This is a genomic window from Micromonospora sp. H33, assembly GCF_052068455.1.
Classification (GTDB): domain Bacteria; phylum Actinomycetota; class Actinomycetes; order Mycobacteriales; family Micromonosporaceae; genus Micromonospora.
Genome location: NZ_JBQHDE010000011.1, coordinates 114,037 through 137,699 on the forward strand (window position 1 = coordinate 114,037; position 23,663 = coordinate 137,699).

Below are 23,663 nucleotides of genomic sequence, written 5' to 3' on the forward strand. Positions count from 1 at the left end.
GCAGGGAAACCCGGTCGGTCAGGCCCGGTGCGAGGAGACCGGGAGGGCTCGGGGCGAGGAAACCGGAGGCCCCGGGGCCGGTCCGGCGCGGTCAGGAGAGCGCGAGGCGGGTCAGCGTACCGTCGGCGGCGACGAGGAGCAGGTCGAGGCGGTTCGCCCCGGCCTGGAAGAGCCGGTCGTCGGCGACCAGGGCCGCGAACCGGCGTCCGCCGGCGTCCCGGGGCACCACCGGCACGACGGCGGCGACCCGGCCGTTGACCGCGACGGCCAGCGGCGTGCCGTCGGGCACCGAATCGGGCAGGTCGCCCCAGACCAGCGCGGGCAGCCGGCCGGTGTCCGGGTCCACGTCCCGGAACGCGGCGAGGTCACCGACACGGGCCGAGCCCGCCGTCGGCCGGTTCCCGACCGGGGTGCCGATCAGCGGGTGCGCAGCGGGTGGCGGCGGCGCGGCCGGCACCCCGCCGGAGATCGGGGTGCGCTGCGCGGGCCGGTCGTAGAAGACCTTGCCCGCGTCGGTCCGCGGCGCCTGCCGGGCGGATCGGCCGTCGACCGGCCACGGCACCCGGATCGCCGCCTCGTCGGCGACGGTGGGCAGCAGGTCGACGTGCTGCCAGTTCCGGTCGTCGACGCGGCCGGCCCGCTGCCCCGGCGACTTCACGAACAGCGGCACCCAGGCGACCTCGTCGGCGGCGGCCCGGATCGCGTCCATTCCCCGCCCCTGCGCGCCGTTCGTGAAGCTGACCCCGTGGTCGGAGGTCACCACCAGCAGCGCCTGGTCGTACAGGCCGGTGGCCCGGAGGGTACGCAGCGTCTCGCCGATCAGCCGGTCGGTGTAGCCGAGCTGCGCCAGGTGCCGCTGCCGGGCCAGCTCGACCCAGCCCTCCCCCTCGTTCGGGAAGTCCTCGGGAGCCTCGTAGCGCATCCCGGACGGGAGATACGCCCACGGCGAGTGCGGCATCAACAGGTGCAGGAAGTGCAGCGTCGGCCTGGCCGCCGGCTTCAGCCCGGCGAGGAAGCTGGTGAACCGGGCCGGCTGGTTGGCGTTCAGCCGGTCCCAGCGGAACTTCGGGTCGGTCGGCACCGGCTCGGCCGCGTCGACGCCCGCCTCCGCGGCGGTGCGCTCGCGGTAGGAGTCCTGCGGGTCCACCCGGCTGTCGACGGGCGCGCTGAGGCGGGCCAGCAGTTCTCCGCTCTCCCGGACCAGCACACCGATGCCCTGCTCCGGCGTCACGCGGCTCTCGCACCGGCTGGGTGGGCAGAGCCGGGTGATGCTCTCCTCGGCGCGGATGTCGTACAGGCCGCCGAAGGCGGTGAAGAGGTTGTCCGGATGCTGCGAGTAGTGCGGCGCCGCCCCGGTTCTCGGGTAGCGGCCGGACAGCATCGCCGGCAGCGCGTACGGCGTCCAACCGCTCACGCCGGTCGCGTTGCGGTACCAGGTCGACCCGGCGGCCAGCTCCGCGAAGTGCGGGAACCGGGCGGCGTCCACCCGCCCGTCCGGGCCGAGCAGGGAGACCAGGGGCAGCTCGTCGAGGATCAGCATGACCACCGGCGGGTGGAGGCCCGCGTTGGCGACCCCGGCGGCCCCGCCCTCGCCCCGCGGGAGGACCACCGCCGACGTCGGTGAGGCGAGCAGGAAAAGCCCGACGAAGAGCAGCGGCCCCACGGCCGCCACGCGCAGTACCCGCCCGGGCCCGCGCCAGCGCCGGTGGGCCACCGCACCGGCGGCACCCGCCACGACGGCGAGCAGCAGCAGTGGCACGCCCCGGAGCGGCGTGACGGACCGGCCGACCTGCACGGCCAGCGCCGCGAGCAGCAGGCCGACGAGCATCGTGTGCGTCACCTTCCGGGCGAGCGGTCCGGCGAGGCGGGACACCGCGCCGAGCAGCCCCAGCGCGAGGGTGGGAACCAGCGCGACCAGCGCGACCAGCAGCAGGATCTCGCCGCGGCCGGCGCGGTGGAACAGGAAGAAGTCCGGGCTGCGGCCCAGGACGTCCAGCAGTGGCTGGGTGACCACGAGCCCGATCAGGGCGGCGACCTCCAGCAGCCGGCCGCCCTCCGCGCGCCAGCCGTCGCGGAGCCGCACGGCCCGCAAGCCCCGTCGGCCGAGCACGGCCCGCAAGCCCCGTCGGCCGAGCTCGGTCCGCCGGCGACGGGGCGGGGCGTCGGTGCGGTCCGGGGCGGGTGGATCCGGTGTCGGTGGGGTGGCCGGGTCAGCCACCCACGACCGCCCGGTAGAGCGTCCGGGTGCCCGAGGGCAGGTCGAGGCGGGCCTCGATGCGGCAGCGGGCCTCGAGCAGCCGTTCGAACTCGTCCCGGCGGTAGTCGGGGAAGAGACCGTCCGGCTTGTTGGCCAGCAGGCGGCGGGCCATCGGGTCCTCGGGATGCACGAACTCCACGACGAGCCGGGCGCCGGGCGTGCCGTGGCCGGCCAGCCAGTCCACCACCTCGGGCAGCGGCACGTTGCGCCCGATCGCCAGGTGGTGGACCACGGCCAGGGCGAGCACCGCGTCGGCCCGCGCCCGGTCGGCGAAGGCGGCCCGCTCGACGCCCCGCCAGCCCCCGCCCGGGGACGGGTCGGCCAGGTCCATCACCAGCGGCAGGATGCGCCGCTCCCCCTCGGCCCGCAACGCCCGGTACAGCCCGTCCACCACCGCCGGGTCCTGCTCGACGGCGACGACGTAGTCGGCGTGGTCGGCGGCGAGGCGGGCGTACCGGCCGTCGTTGGCTCCGAGGTCGAGCGCGAGGCGGGTGCGGGGCCCGGCCGCCAGTGACCCGGCGACGAAGCTCTCCTTGGCCGCCCGGTCGGCGGCGCTGTAGCCGCAGGTGCGCTGGTAGTCGATCCAGTGGCTGGCGGGCGGCTGCCGGTCCAGGCGGCGCACCAGGCGTTCGAGTCCGCGTACGGTGGCCAGGGCCAGCTCGCGCGAGTAGCCGGCGGCGCGCAGCTGGGTGCGGACGTCGGCCGTGCTGGCCCGGGCGTTGCCGCGCCGCATCGCGTCGTGCAGGTGCACGTGGGTGAAGACACCGGGGCGCAGCCGACGCCCGCCGACGAAGAGGCGGCGCATCTCGTCCGGCTCGATGCCGTCGACCCGGGCCCGCAGCCACGGCTGGAAGTCGAGCCCGAGGTGGGCGCCGAGCAGCAGCGGGTAGAGCAGCGTCTGGCAGAACTGGCGGTAGCCGGCCCACGGCTCGCCGTCGCGCACCGGCGTGAACGAGCCGACGTCGATGAAGACCGGCTGCGCGCCGCGCCACTGCAGGTTGTAGGCCGACCCGTCCTTGGTGGTGAAGCCGGCCGGCAGCGCCGTCCGCAGGATCTCCAGGTGCAGCAGGGCCGCGTCGCGCAGCATGGCGTGCGACCACTCGTACGGGTGGGAGACGAACGGGATGCGCTCGTGGCGCAGCACGGCCGCCCAGCCCTCCGGCACGGGTGCGGTCTCCACGGGCTCGGTGCCGCAGACCTTGCCATCGGCGAGCAGGGCGGGGAAGAAGTCGCTGGCAGCGAGCGCCCGCCACTCGGTGGCGGCGCGCTCGTCCAGCACCCGCAGCACCGCGTCCCCCTGGTGGTAGACCCGGTTCGCCGGGTCGCGGAAGGACGCCGGTTCGGCCCGCAGGCCGGTGTCGGGGTACGCCATCAGTGCTGGTCGGTGGGCTGCTTGCGGAACCGGTCCACCAGGCGCCGCCAGTAGAGCTTGGCCGCGACCGCGACCCCGGCCACGCCGCCGACCACCGCCTGCACGATCAGGCTTCCGGAACCCGCGTCCAGGTAGGCCAGATGGTTCACCGACCGCTCCTTCCGTCTCGACCCTCGGCGCACCGGACCATCCCGGTGAGGGTTTTGACCCGGTACGCCGGACTTGTCGGTCACAGTACGCGAAAGACGCCCCGGCGAGGGCGAGACCCGGCACCCGTGTCCGATCCGTTCAAGACCCAACGGCGCCACGGGCCCTACCGTTCCGGCATGACACCTCAATTCGACCTGATCGGTATGGCCGTCACCGACATGGCCCGCACCCTGGGCTTCTACCGCCGACTCGGCCTCGATATCCCGCCCGGCGCGGAGTCCGAGCCGCACGTGGAGGTGACCCTGCCCGGCGGCGTCCGGCTCGCCTGGGACGCGGTCGACACGGTCCGCTCGTTCGACCCGGACTGGACACCGCCCACCGGCAGCCCTCGGGTCAACCTCGCCTTCCGCTGCGCCGACCCGGCGGAGGTCGACCGCTGGTACGCCGAGCTCACCGACGCCGGATACCACGGCCACCTCAAGCCGTGGGATGCCTTCTGGGGACAGCGGTACGCGGTGCTGCACGACCCGGACGGCAACGGGGTGGACCTGTTCGCGCCCCTGCCCACGTAGGAATCAGAGCAGCGCGGTCGGCGGCACCCCGGCCAGGTCGCGGGTGTCCCGGGTCAGGTGGGCCTGGTCGGCGTACCCGGCCCGGGCCGCCACCTCGGCCAGCGGTGTTCCCGCCCGCGCCAGGGCCAGCGCCCGCTGCAACCGCAGGATCCGCGCGAGCGTCTTCGGGCCGTACCCGAAGAGGTGCCGGGAGCGGCGGTGCAGGGCGCGCGGGTCGAGCCCGGCCGCGGCGGCGACCGCGCCGACCGGGGCGCCGGCGCCCAGCGCGGCGGTCACCCGGGCGGCGAGCGGGTCGGGGCCGTCCGTCTCGCGCAGCCGGGCGGCGGCCACCTCGACCAGCGCCCGGGCCGGGGAGTCGGCGGCCCGGACCGCGAGCCGCGCGGCGGCCCGGTCGCCCCAGAGCGCGGCGAGGGGGACGCGCCGGTCCCGCAGGTCCACCGCGGGTACGCCGAGAACGGCCGGCCCGGCGCCCGGCGGCAGCCGCAGCCCCACCCACCGCTCCCCCGCCTCGCCGGCGCTCACGAAGGCGGTACGGTCCGGACCGGCCACCAGCAGCCCGGCCCGGCTGGACCAGAGCAGGTCGACGCAGCCGTCGGGCAGCACCCGGGTGGGCGGCGCCCCGGCGGGCACGGTGCTGGTCCAGAGCACGGCGCCGGCGATTCCGGCGGGACGTTCCCGGTACACGCCCCCAGCCTGCCACGGGCGACTAGCCTCGGAGCCTGTGCGATGGTCGGTGGTGGACGCGCCGCTCGACTCCTCAGGGCGGGGGCGGGGCGAACGGCGGGCACCGGTCGCGCTGCGCACGGCCGGTCTGGTCGACCGGCTGGGCGCCGAGGACGCCGGCGTGATCGAGACGGTGATCACCGACCCGGTCCGCGACCCGGAGACCGGGATGATCGGCGCGGACCAGGTCCGCCGCGCCGGGCGGGCGATCGCGGCCCGGGTGACCGAGCTGACCGACGCGGGCCACCTGCCGCTGGTCGTCGGGGGCGACTGCGCGATCCTGCCGGGCGTCCTCCAGGGGCTGCCGTCCGGGTTCACGCTCTGGTTCCTCGACGGGCATCTCGACTTCCACGACGGCGTCACCTCCCCCACCGGCGAGGCGGCCGACATGGACCTGTCGCTGGTCACCGACCACGGCCCGGCCGGGGTGCTCGACCGGGAGGGGCCGCTGGTCGACCCGGACCAGGTGCACCTGCTGGGCTGCCGTCCGGTGTGGGACGAGTCCGCGGCGGAGGAGGCGGCCCGCCTCGACCCGGCGATCCACGTCGTTTCGGCGGACCAGCTGCGCGGGGCCGCCGCCGCGGCCGTGGGCCGGCACCTGGCCGCCGACGGCGCCGGGCCGGCCTGGCTCCACCTCGACCTGGACGTGCTCGACCCGCTGGTGCTGCCGGCCGTCACCTACCGCGAGCCGGGCGGGCTGGACTGGACGGACCTGGCCGCCCTGGTCGGGCCGCTGGTGCGATCGGGTCGCCTGCTCGGCATGAGCCTCGCGGACTTCAACGCCGACGAGGACCCCGACGGGCGCCACGCGGAGCGCGTCGTCGAGGTCCTCGCGGAGGTGCTGGCGGACTAGCGAGGGCCGGTCCCGGTAAGGAGCACGTCTGATGAATATCGCCGAATCGAGGCGACTTTCGCCGAACGTCTCCCTGGTCCTGCTCGCCTCCGTTCTCGTGTCCTTCCTGGCGGCGTCGTCAGCCCCGATCCCCCTCTACGGGATTTACCAGGAGGGCTGGCACTTCTCGCCGATCACGACCACCGTGGTGTTCGCCGTCTACGCCGCCGCGGTGCTGGCGGCCCTGCTCACGTTCGGCAAGCTGTCCGACCATGTCGGACGACGGCCGGTCCTGCTGGTCGCGATCGCGGTCCAGATGATCTCGCTGGTCATCTTCGTCCTCGCCAACGGCGTACCCGCGCTGCTGACCGCCCGCGTCGTGCAGGGGCTCGCGGCCGGCGTCGCCACCGGCGCCGTCGGTGCCGCCATGCTGGACATCAACCGCTCCCGCGGCACGCTCGCCAACTCGATCGCCCCCGGCATCGGAACCGGTACGGGCGCCCTGCTCTCGGCGCTGCTCATCCGGTACCTGCCCGCGCCGACGCGACTCGTGTACGTCGTCCTGCTCGTCATCCTGCTGATCCAAGGCGTCGGCATCATGTTGATGCGGGAAACCGTCACGCCGGCCAAGGGAGCGCTGCAGAGTCTGCGGCCGGAGATCACGCTGCCCCGCGCCGTGCGCGGGCCGACACTGGTCGCCGGCTTCCTCGTGGTCTACGCCGGCGGCCTGCCCCGGACCGCCAACGAGTACTCCGTCGCCATCATCCTCCTCGCCCTCGTCGCCCTGCTCGGGCTGCGCAGGTCCGGCAAGACAGCACCCGGCTGACCCACCGCCCGGCCCGGCCGGGGCTGTGACTTCGAGACACGCCCTGTGGTGCATGGCCTAGCGGAGCAACACGAACCGCAACACGGTGGCGGCTATGCGTCGGCTGTGGGATACGGCAGCCGCACGGTGAACACGGTGCGACCGGGCCGGCTCTCCACCGACACGGTGCCGTGGTGCGCCTCCACCACCGCGGCGACGATGGCCAGACCGAGGCCGGTGCTGCCGTGCGCCCGGGACCGCGAGCTGTCGGCGCGCGCGAACCGTTCGAAGACGTCGGGTCGCAGGTCGGCGGGGATACCGGGTCCGTCGTCGGCGACCCGGAGCACCGCGGCGTCCGGCTCGACGGCCAGGCCGGTGGTGACGGTGGTGCCGGCCGGTGTGTGCACCCGGGCGTTGGCCAGCAGGTTCGCCAGCACCTGGTGGAGCCGGGCCGGGTCACCCGGCACCCGGATCACCTGGTCCGGCAGGTCGAGCTGCCAGCGGTGCTCCGGCCCGGCGACGTGCGCGTCGCTGACCGCGTCCACCACGAGCGCGGACAGGTCCACCGGCTCGACCGCGAGGGGACGGCCCGAGTCGAGCCGGGCGAGCAGCAGCAGGTCGTCCACGAGGCTGGTCATCCGGGTGCTCTCCGACTCCACGCGGCGCAGGGCGTGCGCCACGTCGGGCGGCACCCGGTCCCGGCCACGTCGGGCCACCTCGGCGTACCCCCGGATGGCGGCGAGCGGCGTACGCAGCTCGTGGCTCGCGTCGGCGACGAACTGGCGTACGCGCGTCTCGCTGGCCTGCCGGGCGGCGAGGGCGGCGGCGACGTGCCCGAGCAGGCGGTTGAGCGCCGCGCCGACCTGACCGACCTCGGTGCGCGGGTCGGTGTCGGCGTCCGGCACCCGTTCCGACAGCGCCACCTCGCCGCGGTCGAGCGGCAGCTCGCTGACCCGGCCGGCGGTGGCGGCGACCCGCCGCAGCGGGCGCAGGGTACGCCGGACGATCAGCGTGCCCACCGTGCCGGCGACGACGAGCCCGGCGCCGGCGACCGCGGCCTGCGCCGCGACCAGCCACATGGTGGTCTCCCGCACCTCGCTCAGCGGGATGGCCAGGACCCGGACCTCGCCGGCGCGCCACATCCGTCCGACCGCCCGGTAGTCACCGCGGTCACCGAGGCTGACGGTACGGGGAGCGCCGCCCGCCGGCAGTGCGGCGAGCGCCGTCACCTCCCCGGCCGGGATGGTCTCGCCGCCGGGTCGGCGGCCGGACTGTATCCGGGCGTCGGTGATCCGGCCGTCCACGACGGTCGCCACGATGGTGGCGGGCGGTAGGCCGGGCGGGATCCCGCGTTCCTCCCCCGGTCCCCAGCGCGGAAACGGGCGGTCCCCGCGCCCGTTGGTGTTGGGGACCAGTTGTGCGTCCACCCGGTCGATGAGGAAGTGGTGCAGCGCGGCCGTGGTGATGATGCCGATGGCGATGCTGACCAGGGCCAGCAGGGCGACCAGGATGACCACCAGCCGCGTCCGCAGCGACCAGCCGGCCAGCCGGCGCCGCAGCCCGCCCGCGCGCTCACTCGGCGGGCTTGAGGACATAGCCCGCGCCGCGCAGGGTGTGGATCATCGGCTGGCGGCCCGCGTCGATCTTCTTCCGCAGGTACGAGATGTACAGCTCGACGACGTTGGCCTGGCCACCGAAGTCGTAGTTCCAGACCCGGTCCAGGATCTGCGCCTTGCTGAGCACCCGGCGCGGGTTGCGCATCAGGTAGCGCAGCAGCTCGAACTCGGTGGCGGTCAGGGTGATCAACCGGCCGTCCCGGCGGACCTCGTGGCTGTCCTCGTCGAGGGTGAGGTCACCGACGGTGAGCACGGCCTCCTCGCGGGCGGCGACCGCGAAGCCGGAGCGGCGCAGCAGCGCCCGCAGGCGGGCGATCACCTCCTCCAGGCTGAACGGCTTGGTCACGTAGTCGTCGCCGCCGACGGTCAGCCCGGCGATCCGCTCCTCGACGGCGTCCCGGGCGGTCAGGAAGAGCACCGGCACGGTCGGGTACGCCTCCCGCAGCCGACGCAGCACCGCGAAGCCGTCCAGGTCGGGCAGCATCACGTCGAGGATCACCGCGTCCGGCTGGAACTGGCGTGCCGTGCTCAACGCGGCCATGCCGTTGCCCGCCGTACGCACCTGCCAGCCCTCGTAGCGCAGCGCCATCGACAGCAGGTCTGCCAGGGTGGGCTCGTCGTCGACCACCAGGACGCGGACGGGCTGCCCGTCGGGCCGGCGCAGCTCGAGCCGGACCGGGCCGGCCTGCTCGTTGGTCACCATGGCCCCCATCGTGGGCGGGTCCGCTGTGCCGGGCTTGTGCGCTTCCTGTGTCCCCGCTGTGCACGCTACTCCGACACGCCCACAGGGTAGGTGTGCACGAACCGCATCTCCCAGGTCCCGGAGGCGTCGGGCCGGTCGCGCTCGTAGAGGTGGTCCGGACCCCCGGCGACCGTCGGGCCACCGCCGTCGGGGTGGCGCAGCACCCAGCGGGCCGGCGGCGCGCCGTCCGGGTCGGCCGGCAGCGCGCGGACCAGGTCGTGGGCCGGCCCGCCGACGAAGCGTACGGTCACCTCGCTCATCGCGCCTCCGCCTCCCCGGGGTACGCGAATCGGTACGCGCCCTCGGCTCGCAAGCTACCGCACCCGGGACGGGCGCCGGCCGGTCCCGCGACGGTTTGCCCTGATCGGAGCCCGGGTACCGGCACCGGCAGTAGGTCGGAAAACGAGGCGAGGAGCGGTCGATGAGGACGCTGGACGGGCGGTACCGGCTCGAACAGCGCATCGGCGTCGGGGGGATGTCGGAGGTCTGGTCGGCCCATGACGAGGTGCTCGACCGGCCGGTCGCCGTCAAGCTGATCGCGCCCGCCCAGGAGGGCCGCGAGGACGTGTCGGTGGAGCGCATCCGCGCGGAGGCACGCTCGGCCGCCCGCCTGGTCCACCCCAACGTGGCCAGCGTCCACGACTTCGGCACCGCCTCGACGTCGCCCACCCGGCAGCTGCCGTACATCGTGATGGAACTGGCGGAGGGCGAGACGCTCGCCGTCCACCTGCGGGCGGGGCCGCTGGACTGGCGGATCGCCGTGCGGGTCTGCGCGGAGGTGAGCGCCGCCCTCGCCGCGGCGCACGCCCACGGAATCGTGCACCGCGACGTCAAGCCGGCGAACGTGATGCTGACCCCGTCCGGGGTCAAGGTGCTCGATTTCGGCATCTCCACGCCCTCCGGCGTCCCCGACGAGGTCCCGGACGGGATGGTGCTGGGCACGCCGGCGTACCTGGCGCCGGAGCAGCTCGATCGGGCGCCCGCCACGCCGGCCGCCGACATGTACGCGCTCGGCGTCCTTCTCTACTACTGCCTGGCCGGGCGCCTGCCGTACCCCGCCGGGACGGCCACCGAGCTGTTCGGGGTCCGGCGACGCCAGCCGCCCGCGCCGCTGCCGGAGATCGAGGGCCTGCCGCCCGAGGTCGCGGACCTGTGCACCCGATGCCTGTCCGCCGATCCGGACCGCCGGCCGACGAGCCTGATGGCCGCCCTGCTGCTCGCCGAGGCCGTGGACGCCCGCGTCTACGTGCCGATGCGGCAGCCCGTGCCGCCCCGGCAGCGGATGCCGGTGGTGTCGCCGTGGACCGAGCGGGCGGCGGCCGAGGCGACCGAGGCGGCGCCCGTCCCCGAGTGACACCGGGCCTGAGCTGCGCCGACCGTCCCAGCGCGGTTTCACGGGCCGGGCGCCGGGTAGCCGGGCCGGTGAGTGACGGGAGGAACGCGATGCCGCACCACAGTTCCTGGCTGGACGAGACGGCCGCCGCGACCGCGGAGGGCGGCCACGTCCGCACCGAGGACGGCAGTCTCTCCACCGCCCTGGCGTCCCCGCTGGCACAGCACTGCACCGGGCTGACGCCGTCGCAGCTGCTCGCCGCCGCGTTCGCCTCCTGCCTGCACCACGCGGCGGTGGAGGCGGCCGGGGAGATCACCGACGAGGCCCACACCGTGCAGGTACGGGCGGAGGCGAAGCTCGGTCGCGACGACGAGGGACGGTACCTGGCCGACGTGCACGCCTCGATCGCGTCCGCCGGGCTCACCCGCAAACAGCTCGACGAGCTGGTCGAGCACGCCGACCGGCTCTGGCCGTTCACGAGCGGGGACGCGAGCCGGCACCGCCTGACGGTGACCTCGGCGGAGAACGGCCGGCACTGACACCCGCCCGCCGGCACGTCCGACCGGCCACGGATGGACCGTACGAATGATGGGTACTCCGCTGTTCAGGTGATGGGTGCCCCACACCCTCACGAGGCCGGTCAAGATCGATCATTCGTGCCCTTACCGCACGTTGATACTGCTATATCCGACATGGCGGACAGGAGCGGAAAGCGGTATTGCTGGCTCGCTCAGACACTTCGCCCCAGCTATTGCCACGAATTGTGACGCATGCCACCAAACGGTCCTGGTGGCAACCCGCGGTCAGCTTTCTAGCCTCGGCGGGTGCACCCCGACGACACCTTCGACCAGAAGACGACCGAAACGCGACCGGATACCCGGTCCGCCGATGCCGCCTCAGCCGAACGGACGATCGGCCGGCACCGTACCCCCGAGGCGCCCAGCCGCGGCCGACGTACGCTGCTCGCCTCGACCCCCGTACGGATCGCCCTCGCCGCCGGCGTGACCTGCTGCCTCGGCGTGGTGGCGTTCACCGGTACGCGCGGCATCGCCGACAACGACCGGACCCAGGTCGCCGAGGCGGTGGCCGACCGGGCCGTCACCGACGAGCGCGCCTCCCGCTCGCTGGACCGGGCCGCCGCCTCCCCCGCGCCGGCCAGCCCGAGCCCGACGGTCAAGCCCTCCCCCTCGGCCACCAAGAAGAAGGCGCCGACGAAGCCGAAGCCGACCAAGCCGGCCCGGCCGCGCCCGGTGGCGGGCCTGACCCAGATGCAGATGGACAACGCCAAGATCATCGTCGACGTCGGCGTCGGCATGAAGATGCCCCGCCGGGCCCTGGTCGTCGCCATCGCCACCGCCATGCAGGAGAGCACCCTCCTCAACTACGCCAACGGCGGAGTGCCCGAGTCGCAGAACTACCCGCACCAGGCCACCGGCTGGGATCACGACTCGGTCGGGCTGTTCCAGCAGCGGCCCAGCAGCGGCTGGGGCACCGTCGCGCAGCTGATGCGCCCGGCGTACGCCGCGCGGGCCTTCTACACGGCGCTGCGGGAGATCCCCGGCTGGCAGGAGATGAGCATCGCCGGCGCCGCGCAGGCCGTGCAGGTGTCCGCCTTCCCCGACGCGTACGCCCAGCACGAGGTGCGTGCCACCACCATCGTCGCCGCGCTCACCTGACCGGACGGCGGCCCGGCACCGGCCGGCGCCGCACCTCGGCCCCAGCCGCCCGGCTGGGGTCATGCCTCAGCGGACCGCTCAGCGGTCACGGGTCAGCGGGCCGCCCGGCCGAAGAGCCGGCCACGGCCGGCTGGGGCCGCCGCGGCGGCGGTCGGCGTGTCCGCCGGCACCGGTTCCGCGGTCACGCCGCCGAGAATCTCGTCCACCCGGGCCTCGCGCCGGCGGCGGGCGTGCAGCGCCTCCTCGAACTCGCGGCGCGCCTGCACCGCCTCCTCGTACACCCGCTCGCGCACCTGCCGGGCCTCCTCCCGCGCGGCGTCGAGCTCAAACCGCGCCTGGGCGAGCAGCTCGGCGGCCTCCCGCTCGACCGCGCCGGCGTACCGGCGGGACACGTCGCCGTCCCCGATGTCGAGTCGCTGGAGCAGGCCGCACAGGCCCGCCGCCTCCTCGCGGATCTCGTCCCACTCCCGTCCGGTCCCCGCGGCGCCCTCGGCGCGCACCGCGAGCCGCATCAACCGGATACCGAGCTCGTCCAGGCAGTAATCCACCTGCCGCTGGTCGTAGCCGATCTCAACGACGGAGAACCTCATACTGTCGCCCCCCAGGCAGCTGGTACGTCTTTCCCCACCTTGATCCTCGGCGCTCGGGACGATCGCCGAGGGGGTTCGGGAAAAATGTTCAGCATGCGAGCGGCGCGCGCGGCCGGGCGCGTCGCGGGGTGTCGACGGGCGGCCGGGCGTGGACAATGTGCCGAGCCGCCCGCCGGCGGCGTCAGGGCCGCTTGGGCAGCACGACCACCCGGCCGAAGAACTCGTCGATGCGGCGTACCACGTCGTTGAAGTCGTCCAGGTCGATCGGCTTCGTCACGTACGCGTTGGCCTGGAGGGTGTAGCTGCCGAGGATGTCGGTATCGGCGTTGGAGGTGGTCAGCACGACGATCGGGATCGTCCGCAGGTCCGCGTCACTCTTGACCTCGCCCAGCACCTGCCGCCCGTCCATCCGCGGCATGTTCAGGTCGAGCAGGATCACGTCGGGCCGCCGGGCCTCGGCGTGCCGGCCGGTGCGCCGCAGGAACTCCATCGCCTCCTGGCCGTCGCCGACCACGTCGATGACCTTCTCGACATCCGAGTCGGCGAGGGCCTCCTCGATCATGAGCACGTCACCCGGGTCATCGTCCACCACCAGGATGCGCACCGGACTCGGGCTCGCTGGACCCATCGTTACCTGCTTCATGTCGGTGGAGCGGGGACCTGCCGGTCACCGTGCTGGCGGGGAAATCTAGTCGATCGAGAGGCCACCGGTCACACCGGGTTTCCGGTGTCCGAGTCGTGTCGCAGCACCTCGGCCAGACCGGTGACCTGGAGCACCCGGTGCACCCGCCCGGTGGCCCCGGTGAGCCGCAGCCAGCCGCCCTGGGCGGCCGCGCGGTTGTCGGCGCGGATGAAGGCGGCGATCCCGGTGGAGTCACAGAAGGTCAGGCCGCTGAGGTCGACCAGGAACCGGTGCGCGCCGGCCGCCGCCAGCCGGTCCAGCACGGCGTTGAACTCACCGGCGGTGCTCAGGTCGAGCTCGCCGGAGAGCCACACGTGGGCGGCGTCCCCGTCGCGTTCGGCGTACGTGACGGAGAACGTCACGGTGCCTCCCTCGGTCGACCGTGGACAGCCGCTTGCAGTGGGGAAAGTATACGCACGGGCACCGTGCGACAGCGGCGGCGCGAGTTACCGCGCGGCGACCGCCTTCCGACCGGCGTCGAGGAAGCGCGCCGCCCGGGGGAAGTCCCGCAACGCCTCCGCGTAATGCGTCAGCGCAAGCCTCACCGCGGGCGCCGGCGCGCCCCGGCTCGTGAGGATGTCGACGAGCCAGTCGACGAACTCGGTGGTGGTCGGGGCGGTCACGCCCGCGTCTCCCTCGCCTCGTCGGTCGCCGCCGGGTCCGGCACGGCGTGCAGGTGCCGGGGCGTACGCCCGGCCGGGCCGGTCGCGCGAAGCGCGAGAACGGCGACGTCGTCATGGTCCCCGTCGGCCAGCCAGTCGCAGGTGACCTGTTCGACCCGTTCGGCCAGGGCCGGCGCCGGCATGCGCTGGCACCCGGTGAGGGCGGCGATCAGCCGGTCGGTGCCGAACTGCTCGTGCCCGCGGCGGCCGCCCCGGGCCCCGGTCACGCCGTCGCTGTAGAGCAGGCAGGTCTCGCCCGCGTCGAGGTGGACCGTCTGCTCGCCGATACGGGGGTCGGGCACGACGCCGACCAGCATCCCGCGCAGCGGCACCTGCTCGACCTCGCCGGAGTTGCGCAGCACCAGCGGCGGCAGGTGACCGCCGCCGGCCAGCGTCAGGGTCAGGCCACCGTCGCGGCACGGGCGGACCACCCCGACCACCATCGTCGCGAACCGCCCCCGGTCATGCGCCTGCGTGGTCTCCAGCAGGGCGTCGTTGAGCAGCTTGAGCAGCCGCCCGGGGTGGGACTCGACCCGGTGCAGCGCGTGGAGGCACTGGCGTAGCTGGTTGGTGAACACGGCCGCCTCGACGCCCTTGCCGGACACGTCACCGAGGAAGAAGACCGATCCGCCGTCGGCCAGCCGGTGCGAACCGTAGAAGTCGCCGCCGATACGCAGCCCCGCCTGCGCCGGGCGGTACGCGGTGCCCCACTGGACGCCGGTGGCCTCGGCCGGCTCCACCGGCAGCAGGCTGGCCTGGAGGGTGTCGGCCACCTGGGCCTGGTCGCGGTAGAGCAGCGCGGTCGTCAACGCCGCCCCGGCCCGCGCGGCGAACGCCCGGACCAGGTCCACGTCGGCGTCCTCGTACCACCCGCCGCCCCGCCGGGCGACCAGCAGCACCCCGGCCGGCCCGTCCCTGCCGGGCAGCGGCACCACCCGGGCGCTCGTGTCCGCCGAGGTCAGGCCGGGCAGCCAGCCGGCCTCGACGGCCTGCTCGACGAGCCAGTCCACGGCGTGCGGCTCGACGCCATCCAGTCCCTGCACGACGGCCGGTGGCAGGTCGACCGCGGCGAGGACCCCGCTGTCCACCATGGGTCCCTCGTCGTCGACGCGGGAGGCGCGCCACCAGCGGGCCCGTCCGGCGCGGGGGGCCAGCACCAGGACCGCGACCTCCCCGAGGGTGGGTACGGCGAGCCGGACGACCGCCGAAGCGGCGCGGTCGGGGTGCAGCGGGTTCCCGAGCTTCTCGCCGACCACCGCGAGGAAGGCCGACCGGGCCCGCTCCGCGAGCAGGGCGTCGGACCAGGAGACGATCTCGGTGACGTCCTCGACGTACCGGCAGGAACGGCCGGACGACAGCGCCACCCGCCGGCACCGCAGCCGGCGGCCGTGGTGGGTGAAGTCGCCGCCGGAGAGAAGCCCCGGCACGCCGACCCCGGCTAGTGGGGCACCGGCCGTGACCTCGGGGAGCAGCCGCTCGGCCACCGGGCTGACGTGCCGCACGACGTCGTCGGCGTCGCAGACGACGAGGCCCTCCCGGAAGTGCTCGACGACCTCGGACCACTCGGGTGCGGGACCGCGGTCGGACGCGAGCGCCGGGAGGGCGCGGGTGAGGCGAGCCGGGACGTCCGCGGGCCACGCCGAAACTCGTGCGGCACTCGGCGTGGAGATCCGCCCGTCGCCCGGGTCCTGACCCCTGACGTCGGCAGCAGTCACCAGCTAAGCCCCACTCCTCGTCGACATCCGCACCGCGTCGGAAACGACGCTTGTGGTCAAATCTCTCCCCGCCCCACCCTACGCCGGTGTGCCGGTACCGCCACCTCACGCCATCGCCGCGCGGGCGGGTTGCGTACCTGGTGGTCGTGCACCGTGCCGGCACGGGTGCGGTGCGCCTGTCCGGCGTGAGCCCGCAGCTTCAGCACCATCGGGGCGGCGGCGGGGATGGCCCCCGGCCCTGGGACCAGGGGCCGGGGGCCGGAGTGATGTTCAGGGTGCGGGCACCGCCACCCGACGGGGTCCGGTCGCCCGCTCGGGTACGGCCGGGGGCGGTCCGGCGTCGTCGGGCTCGCCGGAGCCGGGGGTCTGGAAGAGGTAGCGGACGAACTCCCCACCCGCCTCGTTGTCGTCCGCCCCGGGCCACTGCCCCACGCAGTCCATGCCGATCACCTCGCGGCCGGTGCCGTCGGCCTCCTCCAGCAGTGCCCACAGGCTGACGGGGTAGCAGCGCGTGTCGCCGGGGGCGAGCCGCCAGCGCGCGTACCAGCCGGGTCGGGCGGGGACGATCTCGACGATCTGCTTCATCACGACCTTCCCTTCCGGGTGCCTCGGAGGTTCCCGGTCCGCTCCGATCGTGCGGCCGCGCCGGGTGACCGTCCCTCACCCGTGCCGGATGAAGCTCGTACTCGGTCGGGCCGGGCCGACCGGGGCAGGCGACACGTCCCTTTCGTAGCCGGCGACGTCCGTTTCGTGGTCGGCGGCGACGGGAAGGCGACCGGCTGGAAGCGAGGGAACACCAGCGAAGCGAGGTGTCACCATGCGCAAACAGATGGAGGGCGACAACCAGCGCCGCCGCGCGCTGGCCCGCCAGGCCCGGACACGAGGCATGCGGGCCAGCGAGACCGGCGCCAGCCTGAGCGCCACCAAGCAGCTGACCCACCTCGACCAGGCACGGCGGAACGGGCCGCCCCCGGCGGGTCGCCGCAAACCGGACACCATGCGCGGTGGGCCCGCACCGCCTCCGGCCGGCATCCCGGAGAATCCCCGGCCGACACCGGATCCCGGTCCCGCCGGTGCCACCACCACGGTGGGCTACCAGGACCTGGTGGACGAGGTGGGACGCCGGGCCGGAGTCGACTTCTCCACCGCCAAGGTGGGGGTGGAGGCGACGGTGCTGGCACTGGCCTTCGCCCTGGGCGAGGCCGAACGCACGCGCCTGCTCACGGCCCTGCCGACGAAGCTGCACGACGTCACACCGGTGGACGGTGTCGAGAGCCACTCCGACCTGCCCGGCTTCCTCGCCGAGGTGGGCCGGCTCAGCGGCCGTACACCGGAACAGGCCCGCTACCAGGCCGAGGCGACCCTCTCCGCGCTCGCCGACCGGGACCGCGACCTGGTCGAGTCGCTGCACGTCCCGGACGGGTTGCGGGACCTCCTCTCCCCGCCCGAGACCGGCGGCGGCCTGGTGGGCACGACCACCTCGACCCCGCCGCTCACCGAGGCGGAGCTGCGGGAGGCCCTGGCCGACCTGCCGTACTGGTCCGGCGACGGGAACGCGCTGTCGCGGACCGTCGCGTTGCCGGCGGACAACCTCGACCGGGTGCTCGACCGGCTCGACCAGCTGCGGGAAGAGACCGGTCGTGGGCCGAAGATCGGCCGGTCGGGCGCCACCACCGCGGTGGTGAGCGTCCGCTCCCGGCAAGCCCGCGCGGTGACCGCGCAGGACGTCGACCTGGCGCACGCCGTCGACGACGCGATCGACGAGGTCGCCGCCGGGATGGCGAGCGGCTGACGCGGCGCGGGCCGGCGGGGCTCCTCCCCGTCGGCCCGCCCCGGGTGGAAGGAAGGGCCCCTTCTTAACGCCTGCGATAGAGGAGGGGCCCCTTGTTAACACGGTCGGGTCCGTTAACCTGCCGTCACATGGAGGCTCCCGACGACCGGCTGGAGCTGGTCGTCGACCCGGGCCGGCCCACCGGACGCACGCTCCTCGCGGCCGGCGTCGAGCAGTCGTACGTGGACGTCGCCGACCCCCGGTACCTGCACTTCGAGTACGTCCGCCGACTGGCCGCCCTGATCGACCTGGCGGCGCCGGCCGGCCGGCCGGTGCACGTGCTGCACCTCGGCGGCGGCGCGCTGACGCTGCCGCGCTACGTCGCGGCGACCCGGCCGGATTCGACACAGGTGGTCGTCGAGCGGGACCGGGCCGTGGTCGACCTGGTGGCGCGGGACCTGCCGCCCCTGCCGGCCGGGATCGAGGTCGACGTCGCCGAGGCGCGGGAGGCGGTCACCGCCACCCGTTCCGCGGCGTACGACCTGGTGGTGGCCGACATCTACCGCGCGGCCCGGATGCCGCCGCACGTGGCCACGCTGGAGTTCGCCGCCGAGGTGGCCCGGGTGCTGCGCCCGGACGGCGTCCACCTGGTCAACGTCACCGACCTCCCGCCGCTCGTCCACGCCCGCGTGCACGCGGCGACCCTGCGGGCGGTGTTCGCCGACGTGTGCCTCGTCGCCGACCGGCGGATGCTGCGCGGGCGGCGGTACGGCAACCTGGTGCTCGCCGCCGGGCTGCGTCCCGACCGGCTGCCGGTGCCGCGCCTGGTGGTACGGGCGCTTCGCGACCCAGTGCCGGGCGGCGTGCTGCACGGCCCGGCACTCGACGCGTTCGTCGCCGGCGCCCGCCCCCGCACCGACGCCGACGGTTAGGAAGGGGCCCTTCTACAACGCGAGGCGTTAAGAAGGGGCCCTTCCTTACACGCGGGCCGGTACCTCCGGTGAACTGCTCTCCAGCGGCACGGCGTTCGCGGGCACCAGGCCCAGCTGCACCGCCGGGCGGGGCAGCGTGGCGTCGAGCAGCCAGTCGGCCCCCACCCGGGCGCGGTTGCTCGGCATCGCCAGCAGGTGGTAGCCGCGGGTGACCGCCTTGGCGGGCAGCCCGGACAGGGACACCTTCAACGGGTTGGCGGCCGCGTCCTTCCCGCCCAGGTCGACCACCCACCCCAGCTCGCGGTGCCTGTACGGCTTGCGACGGCCCTGCCCGTACGAGGCGGCGATGTTGTGCGCGACCAGTTTGCCCTGCCGCTGCGCGTGCTGGGCGGTCATGCCGCAGATCTTCCCGGGGCCGGTGGGGTCAGGCACCGCGGCGGCGTCGCCGCAGGCGTACACCTCTGGGAAGCCGGGGACGTTGAGGTACTCGTCGGTGACGAGGCGACCCTTCTCGGTGCGCAGCCCGAGCTGGGCGACGAACGGGTCGGGGCGCACGCCGACGCACCAGACCAGGGTGCAGGTGGGGACGTAGTCCCCGTCGGTGAGCTTGACGCCGTCGGCGGTCGCCAGGCCCACCGAGGTGCCCATCCGCACGTCCACGCCGCGCCGGCGCAGCACCCGGTCGGCGGTGTCCGACATCCGCCGGTCCATCTCGGGTAGGACCCGGGGCGCCACGTCGAGCAGCATCCACCGCGGCCGGATGGTGAGCCGGGGTCGCTGGGAGGCCAGCTCGTCCGTGAAGAGCTGGCCGTGCGCGGCCACCTCGGTGCCGGTGTAGCCGGCGCCCACCACGACGAAGGTGGCCCGGGCCCGCTGCTCGGCCGGGTCCTCCGCCTGCTCGGCCAGCTCGATCTGGCGGACGACGTGATCGTGCAGGAAAAGCGCCTCGGGCAGGCCGCGGAAGCCGTGCGCGTACTCGGTCACGCCGGGAATCGGCAGCAGCTTGTTGACGCTGCCGACGGAGAGGACCAGCCGGTCGTACGCGATCCGGTTGCGCTCCCCCTCCGGCTGGGTGAACCCGACCCAGCGGTTCTGCAGGTCGACGTGGTCGGCCTCGCCGATCACCACCCGCACCCCGTTCAGGGTGCCGGTCAGCGGCACGGAGATCCGGGTCGGCTCCAGCACGCCGGCGGCCACCTCGGGCAGCAGCGGCAGGTAGAGGAAGTAGTCGGTGGAGTTCAGGAGCACGATCTCCGCGCGGTCCTTCGCCAGCCGACTCAGCGTCTTCGCCGCGTGATAACCGGCGAACCCGGCCCCCACGATCACCACACGAGGTTTCGTCATGCCCGGTGCTTCCCGCCGACACCCGACACAAACGTGCGACCGGGGCGCTCAATCGGCGGCGAGCCGCACGTACCCCTCCGAACCGATGGCCTCGACGTCCCACCGGTGGCCGAACGCGGCGATGCCGCGGATGTGGATCCGACCGACCTCGTGCGCCGGGTCGACGACGAGCTGGCCGTCGACCGGGCGGAGCGCGGCTTGGTCGGCGTTGGATTGGCCGGGGTGGGACCCACCAGCACCATGACCCGCACGCTACGCCGTTGACCTGCGGTTAGACCTCACCCGGACCGGGTGAAATCTGCTCGCAGAATCCATGTCCAACGATATGGACAAACACCGCCATCGATGGCGAGGATGCGGGAATGGGATCTCACGACACCGCCGGCGACCGACCCACGAGGTCGACCCGGCGCACCTTCCTGTCCGCCTCCGCCGCCACCGCAGCCGCCACCGTGGCCGTACCCCTGGTCGCCGGACCGGCGGCCGCCCACGACGCCGCGCCGCCGCGCGGGCCGGGCCGACCGCTCCGGCCACAGACCCCCGACCGCGAGCTGCGCGACCTGCTCGCGGAGATCGACCAGGACCGGATCGAGGCCACCGTGCGCCGGCTGGCCGCCTTCGGCACCCGGCACACCCTCTCCAGCCAGGACGATCCGGTACGCGGCATCGGCGCCGCCCGGGACTGGATCCACGACCGGCTGCGCGAGTACGCCGCCGCCTCCGGCGGCCGGATGACGGTGGAGCTTCAGTCGTACGTCCAGGAGCCGGCACCCCGGGTCCCCACCGCCACCCGGATCACCAACGTCGTGGCGACCCTGCGCGGGGAGACGTCGCCGAACCGGACGTACGTGGTGACCGGGCACTACGATTCCCGGGCCACCGACGTGATGGACGCGGTCAGCGACGCGCCCGGCGCCGACGACGACGCCTCCGGAGTCGCCGTGCTGATGGAGCTGGCCCGGCTGATGGCCACCCGGCGTCCGGCGGCCACCATCGTCTTCGCCGCGGTGGCCGGCGAGGAGCAGGGCCTGTACGGGTCGACGCACCTCGCGAAGCAGCTCAAGGCGGCGGGCGCGGACGTCCAGGGCATGTTCAGCAACGACATCATCGGCTCCAGCACCGCCGACGACGGCACTCGCGACCCGTACAGCGTGCGGCTCTTCGCCGAGGGGGTGCCGAGCGCGGAGACGCCGGCGGAGGCGGCGACGCGGCAGTCGGTGGGCGGTGAGAACGACTCCCCGTCGCGGCAGCTCGCCCGGTTCGTCGGCGACGTGGCGGAGAACGGCGCGACCGGGATGCGGGTGCGGGTGATCTACCGCCGCGACCGGTACCTACGCGGCAGCGACCACATCCCGTTCCTGCGCGAGGGCTGGCCGGCCGGCCGGTTCACCGAGCCCAACGAGGACTTCGCCCACCAGCACCAGGACGTCCGGATGCTCGACGGCGAGCAGTACGGCGACCTGCCGGAGTTCTGCGACTTCGCGTACATCACCCGGGTGGCCCGGGTGAACGGCGCGGCGCTCTGGTCGCTGGCCCGCGCGCCCGGGACGCCCAAGGGAGCAGTCGTCGTCACCACCAACCTCACCAACGACACCACCCTGCGCTGGCAGCGCGGCACCGAGCCCGACCTGGCCGGGTACGAGGTGGTGTGGCGGGAGACCACGGCTCCGGAGTGGCAGCGCGTGATCCCGGTGGGCGACGTCACCGAGGCGACCGTCGACCTGTCCAAGGACAACGTCTTCTTCGGCGTCCGCGCGGTCGGCCGGGACGGTCATCGCAGCCCGGTCGCGTTCCCCCGTCCGGGCAGCTGAGCCTCCGGCTGATTCACCCGACCCGGGTGGGGTCGTCTCACCCGGTGGCGGCGCACCGTGGTCGGACCGCGAGAGCTGAGGGAGGAAAACGACATGGCGGTCCGGACCACGGTACGTCCCGCGCCCGAGGACGTCGTCCCGCTCCACCCCGCGCACGCCTTCCGGCTGCGGCGGCAACGGCACCCGATCGGGGTCCGCGGCGGGCCACGGCGCGCGCTGCGGGGCCACTGGTTAGCCGACGCCGAGCAGCGGCACCAGGTACGCGCCCGCTACGAGCTGCGGGAGCGGCAGCTGGCCCGCGCCCTGGCGACGGCGGCCAAGCAGCCCGGCGACGCGGTGGAGAACCTGGTCGGGCAGCTTGAGCAACGGATGGACGCGCTGGTGCACCGCGCCGGCTTCGCCCGGTCCGTGGACGAGGCCCGGGACCTGGTCGCCCACAACACGTTCACCGTCGACGGGGGCAAGGTCAACCGGCCCTCGTACCTGGTCCGGCCCGGGCAGACCATCGAGGTCCGCCCGAACCGGCAGTGCCGCGCCCCGGTCGCGGTCGCGGTGAGCCGGTACGCCGACGGCGACGCCCCGCCGTACCTGGAGGTCCGGCCGGAGCGGTTCACCGCGACGCTGACCCGGGAACCGCAGCGGCAGGACGTGCCGGCCCTGCGCGACGTCCCCCTCGCCGTCCAGCCCGAACGAAGGAGCGCGTCATGAGCTTGCCGATCCCGAACGACCGGCGGGTGCCCTCGTACCTGCGGCAGAGCGGCCGCACGCAGCTCACGCCGCGGCAACGGCGGCGTGCCGAGCACAAGGAGGCGCGACTCAAGCGCCTGACCGGGCAGCAACCCCCGGCGCCGTCCCGCGGACCGACGCGCCCAGGGCGGTGACCCGTCGCCCCACGCTCAGCTTCCGGTCCCGGCGGGTGCCGTGATCGTTGTCAGCGGGACGGGGACGGCGGATGCCCACCCGCCCGTCGGTGCGCAGGTACCTCACGGCGCCCCACTCTGGCCGCCGGTCGCGCCGGTGTCCACCCGCGGTAGCGGCGGTCACCGGTCAGGCGGCGGCGCGGCGTGCGACGGCGGCCCGGGTGGCGTTCACGAACGTCCAGAACAGCGGCAGGGTGGTCTGCTCGCGCTGTGCCCGGGTGTTGGTACCGAACATGCCCCTGCGCAGCGGGGTGGTCAGTTCCAGCTGCGCCCCAGCCCCGGTCAGCGTGCGGTTGACGATGTTCCGCGGGTTGACCCCGGCCAGCCCCGGATCCGCGGACCCGTCCAGGGCGGTGATGCCCGCGGCGGTGAACTCCTGCCCCAGGTACGCCTTCAGCGTCACGTCGAGCCCGCCGACCAGGACCGCCTGGCCGGTGTCGGGCAGCCCGGCCTGGGCCGGGGTGCACCCGTGCAGGGAGACCGCGTACCGGGCGCCGGCGCACAGCGACTCGGCCTGCGGGTCGTCGCACCCGGTGGAGGTGACGTGCAGGTCGCCGTTGCCACTGTCGCGCAGCCCCTCGAACATCCAGTAGTCGTACAGCGGGGCGTCGGCGTCGACCGGGGCGAGGGTCGCCGGGTGGTAGCCGGCGATCGCCAGGCACAGCTCCGAGGTGCCGGCCTCGATGCCGCCGCCGTGCATGGCGATCACGATCGTGGTCGGAGAGTCCGCGCTGTGGGCCTGGTCGTCGTCGAGCGCGCCGTGCCGGCGGAACCGCCGGCGGTAGTCGACGCCCTCGCGGAGCGACGCGTCGGCGTACAGCTCGGTGTTCGACCGGTACACGCCGCCACTCAGAGGGGGCGCGGGTGGGGTTGGTCGAGCGGCATCGGCACCTGCAGGAACGTGGTGCCCCGCAGGTCCAGCCAGGCGCGGTCCGGCGCCCGCACGAGGCGCAGCATCACCGCGGTGCAGGACGGACAGCGCGCCACCAGGCCAGGAGCGTGCGACCACACCTGGAGCGCGGCCATCGGGCCGACCATCCCGCAGTTGTCGCAGCGGCCGGTGGCGGCGCTCAGGTCGACCGCGAACAGCTCCCGCAGCGGGCCGTCCAGCATGTTGCCGTCCAGGTAGGACATCTCCGTCATGTTTTCCCCCTCGGC

27 protein-coding genes and 2 pseudogenes are annotated in these 23,663 nt (G+C 74.4%); 12 read left to right on the forward strand and 17 right to left on the reverse strand.

Annotated elements, in window-relative coordinates; all coding sequences use genetic code 11:
- Positions 1–91: 91 nt before the first annotated feature.
- The 3 genes from ACTMS0_RS22170 to ACTMS0_RS22180 are packed head-to-tail and all read right to left on the reverse strand — an operon-like array spanning position 92 to position 3,778.
- Complete coding sequence (locus ACTMS0_RS22170) at positions 92–2,218, reverse strand: sulfatase-like hydrolase/transferase (RefSeq protein ID WP_441157167.1); 2,127 nt, start codon at positions 2,216–2,218, stop codon at positions 92–94.
- Positions 2,211–3,629, reverse strand: a complete 1,419-nt coding sequence (locus ACTMS0_RS22175) for a methyltransferase (RefSeq protein ID WP_441157168.1) — start codon at positions 3,627–3,629, stop codon at positions 2,211–2,213. Before ACTMS0_RS22175 ends, ACTMS0_RS22170 begins: the two co-directional genes overlap by 8 nt.
- On the reverse strand, positions 3,629–3,778 hold the full coding sequence (locus ACTMS0_RS22180) for a hypothetical protein (protein ID WP_168003842.1): 150 nt from the start codon (positions 3,776–3,778) through the stop codon (positions 3,629–3,631). Before ACTMS0_RS22180 ends, ACTMS0_RS22175 begins: the two co-directional genes overlap by 1 nt.
- Before the next feature lie 177 nt (positions 3,779–3,955).
- On the opposite strand from ACTMS0_RS22180, the gene ACTMS0_RS22185 reads away from it, so the two are divergent.
- On the forward strand, positions 3,956–4,351 hold the full coding sequence (locus ACTMS0_RS22185; protein WP_441157169.1) for a VOC family protein: 396 nt from the start codon (positions 3,956–3,958) through the stop codon (positions 4,349–4,351).
- A gap of 3 nt (positions 4,352–4,354) precedes the next feature.
- Here ACTMS0_RS22185 and ACTMS0_RS22190 read toward each other — a convergent pair whose 3' ends face one another.
- The gene (locus tag ACTMS0_RS22190; protein WP_441157170.1) at positions 4,355–5,035 is read right to left on the reverse strand and encodes a helix-turn-helix domain-containing protein; all 681 of its coding nucleotides are present in this window, start codon (positions 5,033–5,035) and stop codon (positions 4,355–4,357) included.
- 37 nt (positions 5,036–5,072) lie between these two features.
- On the opposite strand from ACTMS0_RS22190, the gene ACTMS0_RS22195 reads away from it, so the two are divergent.
- Together ACTMS0_RS22195 and ACTMS0_RS22200 are read left to right on the forward strand one after the other, a co-directional pair.
- Positions 5,073–5,927: an arginase family protein gene (locus ACTMS0_RS22195; protein WP_441157171.1), complete on the forward strand. Its 855-nt coding sequence runs from the start codon at positions 5,073–5,075 to the stop codon at positions 5,925–5,927.
- Positions 5,928–5,958: 31 nt separating this feature from the next.
- Positions 5,959–6,732 (forward strand): MFS transporter, encoded by a 774-nt coding sequence (locus tag ACTMS0_RS22200; protein WP_441157172.1) that lies wholly within the window; start codon positions 5,959–5,961, stop codon positions 6,730–6,732.
- 92 nt (positions 6,733–6,824) lie between these two features.
- Here ACTMS0_RS22200 and ACTMS0_RS22205 read toward each other — a convergent pair.
- From ACTMS0_RS22205 to ACTMS0_RS22220, 4 genes and pseudogenes are all read right to left on the reverse strand, one after another.
- Positions 6,825–8,027 (reverse strand): annotated as a pseudogene (locus ACTMS0_RS22205) (HAMP domain-containing sensor histidine kinase); the annotation flags it as partial.
- A gap of 95 nt (positions 8,028–8,122) precedes the next feature.
- Positions 8,123–8,306: pseudogene (locus ACTMS0_RS22210) on the reverse strand (two-component sensor histidine kinase); the annotation flags it as partial.
- Complete coding sequence (locus ACTMS0_RS22215) at positions 8,284–9,030, reverse strand: response regulator transcription factor (RefSeq protein WP_441157173.1); 747 nt, start codon at positions 9,028–9,030, stop codon at positions 8,284–8,286. The pseudogene ACTMS0_RS22210 and the gene ACTMS0_RS22215, both read right to left, overlap by 23 nt.
- A gap of 65 nt (positions 9,031–9,095) precedes the next feature.
- Positions 9,096–9,329, reverse strand: coding sequence for a hypothetical protein (locus ACTMS0_RS22220; protein ID WP_441157174.1), 234 nt, complete (start codon positions 9,327–9,329; stop codon positions 9,096–9,098).
- 161 nt (positions 9,330–9,490) lie between these two features.
- On the opposite strand from ACTMS0_RS22220, the gene ACTMS0_RS22225 reads away from it, so the two are divergent.
- The 3 genes from ACTMS0_RS22225 (at position 9,491) to ACTMS0_RS22235 (ending at position 12,078) form a co-directional block, all read left to right on the forward strand.
- Entirely contained in the window at positions 9,491–10,423 is a 933-nt protein-coding gene (locus tag ACTMS0_RS22225; RefSeq protein ID WP_441157175.1) for a serine/threonine-protein kinase, read from the forward strand.
- An 89-nt stretch (positions 10,424–10,512) separates the two neighbouring features.
- Positions 10,513–10,941, forward strand: a complete 429-nt coding sequence (locus ACTMS0_RS22230; RefSeq protein WP_441157176.1) for an OsmC family protein — start codon at positions 10,513–10,515, stop codon at positions 10,939–10,941.
- Between the two features lie 285 nt (positions 10,942–11,226).
- On the forward strand, positions 11,227–12,078 hold the full coding sequence (locus ACTMS0_RS22235) for a hypothetical protein (RefSeq protein ID WP_441157177.1): 852 nt from the start codon (positions 11,227–11,229) through the stop codon (positions 12,076–12,078).
- Between the two features lie 92 nt (positions 12,079–12,170).
- Here ACTMS0_RS22235 and ACTMS0_RS22240 read toward each other — a convergent pair whose 3' ends face one another.
- From ACTMS0_RS22240 to ACTMS0_RS22265, 6 genes are all read right to left on the reverse strand, one after another.
- Positions 12,171–12,668 carry an ATPase gene (locus ACTMS0_RS22240; RefSeq protein ID WP_441157178.1) on the reverse strand — a complete coding sequence of 166 codons (498 nt, stop codon included), beginning with the start codon at positions 12,666–12,668 and terminating at the stop codon, positions 12,171–12,173.
- A 181-nt stretch (positions 12,669–12,849) separates the two neighbouring features.
- Complete coding sequence (locus ACTMS0_RS22245) at positions 12,850–13,296, reverse strand: response regulator (RefSeq protein ID WP_441157179.1); 447 nt, start codon at positions 13,294–13,296, stop codon at positions 12,850–12,852.
- Between the two features lie 83 nt (positions 13,297–13,379).
- Positions 13,380–13,712, reverse strand: a complete 333-nt coding sequence (locus ACTMS0_RS22250; protein ID WP_441157180.1) for an STAS domain-containing protein — start codon at positions 13,710–13,712, stop codon at positions 13,380–13,382.
- Positions 13,713–13,796: 84 nt separating this feature from the next.
- Positions 13,797–13,973: a hypothetical protein gene (locus ACTMS0_RS22255; protein ID WP_441157181.1), complete on the reverse strand. Its 177-nt coding sequence runs from the start codon at positions 13,971–13,973 to the stop codon at positions 13,797–13,799.
- Entirely contained in the window at positions 13,970–15,727 is a 1,758-nt protein-coding gene (locus ACTMS0_RS22260; RefSeq protein WP_441157182.1) for a SpoIIE family protein phosphatase, read from the reverse strand. Before ACTMS0_RS22260 ends, ACTMS0_RS22255 begins: the two co-directional genes overlap by 4 nt.
- A gap of 270 nt (positions 15,728–15,997) precedes the next feature.
- Positions 15,998–16,312, reverse strand: a complete 315-nt coding sequence (locus ACTMS0_RS22265) for a hypothetical protein (protein WP_441157183.1) — start codon at positions 16,310–16,312, stop codon at positions 15,998–16,000.
- A gap of 232 nt (positions 16,313–16,544) precedes the next feature.
- Here ACTMS0_RS22265 and ACTMS0_RS22270 point away from each other — a divergent pair, with 232 nt between their 5' ends.
- The gene (locus ACTMS0_RS22270; protein WP_441157184.1) at positions 16,545–17,519 is read left to right on the forward strand and encodes a DUF2267 domain-containing protein; all 975 of its coding nucleotides are present in this window, start codon (positions 16,545–16,547) and stop codon (positions 17,517–17,519) included.
- 128 nt (positions 17,520–17,647) lie between these two features.
- Entirely contained in the window at positions 17,648–18,430 is a 783-nt protein-coding gene (locus tag ACTMS0_RS22275) for a spermidine synthase (RefSeq protein ID WP_441157185.1), read from the forward strand.
- 45 nt (positions 18,431–18,475) lie between these two features.
- Here the strand turns inward: ACTMS0_RS22275 and ACTMS0_RS22280 are convergent, their stop codons facing one another.
- Positions 18,476–19,774 carry an NAD(P)/FAD-dependent oxidoreductase gene (locus tag ACTMS0_RS22280; protein WP_441157186.1) on the reverse strand — a complete coding sequence of 433 codons (1,299 nt, stop codon included), beginning with the start codon at positions 19,772–19,774 and terminating at the stop codon, positions 18,476–18,478.
- Positions 19,775–19,879: 105 nt separating this feature from the next.
- Here ACTMS0_RS22280 and ACTMS0_RS22285 point away from each other — a divergent pair, with 105 nt between their 5' ends.
- The 4 genes from ACTMS0_RS22285 (at position 19,880) to ACTMS0_RS22300 (ending at position 22,466) form a co-directional block, all read left to right on the forward strand.
- On the forward strand, positions 19,880–20,038 hold the full coding sequence (locus tag ACTMS0_RS22285) for a hypothetical protein (protein ID WP_441157187.1): 159 nt from the start codon (positions 19,880–19,882) through the stop codon (positions 20,036–20,038).
- 98 nt (positions 20,039–20,136) lie between these two features.
- A complete protein-coding gene (locus tag ACTMS0_RS22290; protein WP_441157188.1) occupies positions 20,137–21,585 on the forward strand; it encodes a M20/M25/M40 family metallo-hydrolase in 1,449 nt (482 codons plus the stop codon).
- Positions 21,586–21,678: 93 nt separating this feature from the next.
- Positions 21,679–22,293 carry a 30S ribosomal protein S4 gene (rpsD, locus tag ACTMS0_RS22295; RefSeq protein ID WP_441157189.1) on the forward strand — a complete coding sequence of 205 codons (615 nt, stop codon included), beginning with the start codon at positions 21,679–21,681 and terminating at the stop codon, positions 22,291–22,293.
- Positions 22,290–22,466, forward strand: coding sequence for a hypothetical protein (locus ACTMS0_RS22300; protein ID WP_441157190.1), 177 nt, complete (start codon positions 22,290–22,292; stop codon positions 22,464–22,466). Before rpsD ends, ACTMS0_RS22300 begins: the two co-directional genes overlap by 4 nt.
- 166 nt (positions 22,467–22,632) lie before the next feature.
- On the opposite strand, the gene ACTMS0_RS22305 is transcribed toward ACTMS0_RS22300, so the two are convergent.
- Entirely contained in the window at positions 22,633–23,346 is a 714-nt protein-coding gene (locus tag ACTMS0_RS22305; RefSeq protein WP_441157191.1) for a poly-gamma-glutamate hydrolase family protein, read from the reverse strand.
- 8 nt (positions 23,347–23,354) lie between these two features.
- Complete coding sequence (locus ACTMS0_RS22310) at positions 23,355–23,648, reverse strand: DUF6510 family protein (RefSeq protein ID WP_441157192.1); 294 nt, start codon at positions 23,646–23,648, stop codon at positions 23,355–23,357.
- Positions 23,649–23,663: the final 15 nt, after the last annotated feature.

What these genes read in the sequence shown, in the direction of transcription:
- ACTMS0_RS22310 (WP_441157192.1), bottom strand. Translation starts at nt 23,648, where the DNA reads ATGACGGAGATGTCCTACCTGGACGGCAACATGCTGGACGGCCCGCTG.
- ACTMS0_RS22270 (WP_441157184.1), top strand. Translation starts at nt 16,545, where the DNA reads ATGCGCAAACAGATGGAGGGCGACAACCAGCGCCGCCGCGCGCTGGCC.
- ACTMS0_RS22280 (WP_441157186.1), bottom strand. Translation starts at nt 19,774, where the DNA reads ATGACGAAACCTCGTGTGGTGATCGTGGGGGCCGGGTTCGCCGGTTAT.
- ACTMS0_RS22215 (WP_441157173.1), bottom strand. Translation starts at nt 9,030, where the DNA reads ATGGTGACCAACGAGCAGGCCGGCCCGGTCCGGCTCGAGCTGCGCCGG.
- ACTMS0_RS22175 (WP_441157168.1), bottom strand. Translation starts at nt 3,629, where the DNA reads ATGGCGTACCCCGACACCGGCCTGCGGGCCGAACCGGCGTCCTTCCGC.
- ACTMS0_RS22275 (WP_441157185.1), top strand. Translation starts at nt 17,648, where the DNA reads ATGGAGGCTCCCGACGACCGGCTGGAGCTGGTCGTCGACCCGGGCCGG.
- ACTMS0_RS22230 (WP_441157176.1), top strand. Translation starts at nt 10,513, where the DNA reads ATGCCGCACCACAGTTCCTGGCTGGACGAGACGGCCGCCGCGACCGCG.
- ACTMS0_RS22245 (WP_441157179.1), bottom strand. Translation starts at nt 13,296, where the DNA reads ATGGGTCCAGCGAGCCCGAGTCCGGTGCGCATCCTGGTGGTGGACGAT.
- ACTMS0_RS22185 (WP_441157169.1), top strand. Translation starts at nt 3,956, where the DNA reads ATGACACCTCAATTCGACCTGATCGGTATGGCCGTCACCGACATGGCC.
- ACTMS0_RS22300 (WP_441157190.1), top strand. Translation starts at nt 22,290, where the DNA reads ATGAGCTTGCCGATCCCGAACGACCGGCGGGTGCCCTCGTACCTGCGG.
- ACTMS0_RS22240 (WP_441157178.1), bottom strand. Translation starts at nt 12,668, where the DNA reads ATGAGGTTCTCCGTCGTTGAGATCGGCTACGACCAGCGGCAGGTGGAT.
- ACTMS0_RS22265 (WP_441157183.1), bottom strand. Translation starts at nt 16,312, where the DNA reads ATGAAGCAGATCGTCGAGATCGTCCCCGCCCGACCCGGCTGGTACGCG.
- ACTMS0_RS22200 (WP_441157172.1), top strand. Translation starts at nt 5,959, where the DNA reads ATGAATATCGCCGAATCGAGGCGACTTTCGCCGAACGTCTCCCTGGTC.
- ACTMS0_RS22225 (WP_441157175.1), top strand. Translation starts at nt 9,491, where the DNA reads ATGAGGACGCTGGACGGGCGGTACCGGCTCGAACAGCGCATCGGCGTC.
- rpsD (WP_441157189.1), top strand. Translation starts at nt 21,679, where the DNA reads ATGGCGGTCCGGACCACGGTACGTCCCGCGCCCGAGGACGTCGTCCCG.
- ACTMS0_RS22220 (WP_441157174.1), bottom strand. Translation starts at nt 9,329, where the DNA reads ATGAGCGAGGTGACCGTACGCTTCGTCGGCGGGCCGGCCCACGACCTG.
- ACTMS0_RS22290 (WP_441157188.1), top strand. Translation starts at nt 20,137, where the DNA reads ATGGGATCTCACGACACCGCCGGCGACCGACCCACGAGGTCGACCCGG.